Source organism: Vibrio sp. Vb1574 (assembly GCF_033338675.1).
This window is the reverse complement of sequence record NZ_JAWOTC010000102.1, coordinates 1-2065: the sequence shown is the minus strand read 5'-3', so window position 1 is coordinate 2065 and position 2065 is coordinate 1. Positions and strand designations below refer to the sequence as shown.

Genomic DNA, 2065 nt, shown 5'->3' with positions numbered 1-2065 from the left:
GGTAGTTCAAGCCCACATTTACAAGGAACTGTAGACGATCATTGATCTCCTTCATGACCTTTTCTGCGATTTGCGCACGTTGACCTTCTAGCTTGAGTGTTTGGAAGAAGGTAAGGGCATCTGCAATACTGAGCTCAACGATCTCAGGTAAGGTAGTATCGGCAATAAATACATTACGTGCTTCAAGGCGTAGACGAGTACCGCCACAGCTTGAGCATGATTTTGTCGAGATGTATTTGGCCAACTCTTCTCGAACCGAGTTGGACTCGGTGTCGCGGTAACGACGTTCAAGCGTATTTAAAATCCCTTCGAATGGGTGGCGCTTTACACGAATGTCGCCGCGATCATTGATGTACTTAAACTCGATCTCGGTGCGGCCTGAGCCTTTGAGAATAACGTCTTGCGTTTTCTTTGGCAGAGAGTTGAACGGAGCATGCAAATCAAATCCATAATGATCCGCCAATGAAGTCAGCATTTGGAAGTAATAGTAATTCTTTTGATCCCAACCACGAATAGCACCTTGTGCCAAACTGAGTGAGTCATCTTGAATCACTCGGCTTGGATCAAAATACTGTTGTACACCCAAGCCATCACAAGTTCCACACGCGCCTGCTGGGTTGTTAAATGAGAACAATCTCGGTTCCAGCTCTTGCATGCTGTAGCCACATTGCGGACAAGCGAAGTTCGCGGAAAAGATGATTTCTTCCCCATCGCCATCCATCGGAGCAACCACCGCAATACCACCAGAAAGCTCTAGCGTCGTCTCAAATGACTCTGCTAAACGTTGTTGCAGATCTGGGCGAACTTTGAATCGGTCGACCACGACTTCAATGGTGTGTTTTTTGTGTAGCTCAAGTGTTGGAGGATCTGAAAGATCGCAAGTTTCGCCGTCAATACGCGCTCGAATAAAACCTTGTGCGGCAAGGTTTTCTAGTGTTTTTACATGCTCACCTTTGCGCTCTTTTACGATTGGAGCAAGCAGCATCATTTTGCTGCCTTCTGGCAGTTCCAATACTTTATCCACCATCTGGCTGACAGTTTGTGCGGCTAATGGGGCGTGGTGAGTAGGACAGCGTGGTTCACCAACACGAGCGTAAAGCAGACGTAAGTAGTCGTAAACTTCGGTGATGGTACCGACGGTTGAGCGAGGGTTATGAGATGTCGATTTTTGTTCAATAGAAATCGCCGGTGATAAACCTTCGATATGGTCGACATCTGGTTTTTCCATAAGAGACAAAAACTGACGAGCATAAGCAGACAGTGATTCGACATAACGTCGTTGGCCTTCTGCATATAAGGTATCGAATGCGAGAGAGGACTTACCGGAGCCGCTTAACCCAGTAATTACTGTCAGTTTATCGCGAGGAATAGTCAGATTGATGTCTTTGAGGTTATGGGTTCGGGCACCGCGAACTTCAATTTTATCGATCATTTTTGCTCTATGTATAACCAAGTTGGGCAAGGATTACATAGTGTGAGAAATGTGCAAAGTAACACTGGACAAAAAAACAGTAAACAAAAAGCCCGGTATAAAACCGGGCTTTAGAGTCTAGGCCGATGAAAGGTTTACACTTCTTTCTTTGTTGCGTGCTTACCTAATTCAGACTTCTTTTCATCTTTTAGGTACAAGTTTTCGAAACAGTAGTTTGTTGCTTCAATGTAGCCTTCTACGCTACCGCAATCAAAGCGCTTACCTTTGAATTTATATGCGAGAACACAACCGGCTTTTGCTTGTTTCAGCAGCGCATCCGTAATTTGGATTTCACCACCTTTACCTGGCTCTGTGTTTTCGATCAGTTCAAAAATATCAGGGGTAAGGATGTAACGACCAATGATCGCAAGATTGCTTGGCGCTGTGCCTGGTTCTGGTTTTTCTACCATGTCATCTACGCGGTAGATGTCATCTTTGATCATTTCACCAGAAATCACGCCGTATTTGTGCGTCTCGTCAGCAGGTACTTCTTGTACTGCCACGATAGAACAGCGGAATTGCTTAAACAGCGCAACCATTTGAGCAAGAACGCCTTCTTCCTCGTTCACACACAAGTCATCGGCAAGTACTACA

The 2065-nt window shown here is 45.4% G+C and carries 1 protein-coding gene and 1 pseudogene; both read right to left on the bottom strand.

What is annotated here, in order from left to right; genetic code table 11:
- Window positions 1–1429 (bottom strand): annotated as a pseudogene (locus tag R7O12_RS23815) (excinuclease ABC subunit UvrA); the annotation flags it as partial.
- 137 nt (window positions 1430–1566) lie between these two features.
- Window positions 1567–2065: sugar phosphate nucleotidyltransferase (locus tag R7O12_RS23810; RefSeq protein ID WP_318126500.1), on the bottom strand; the 499-nt coding region annotated here is incomplete at its 5' end.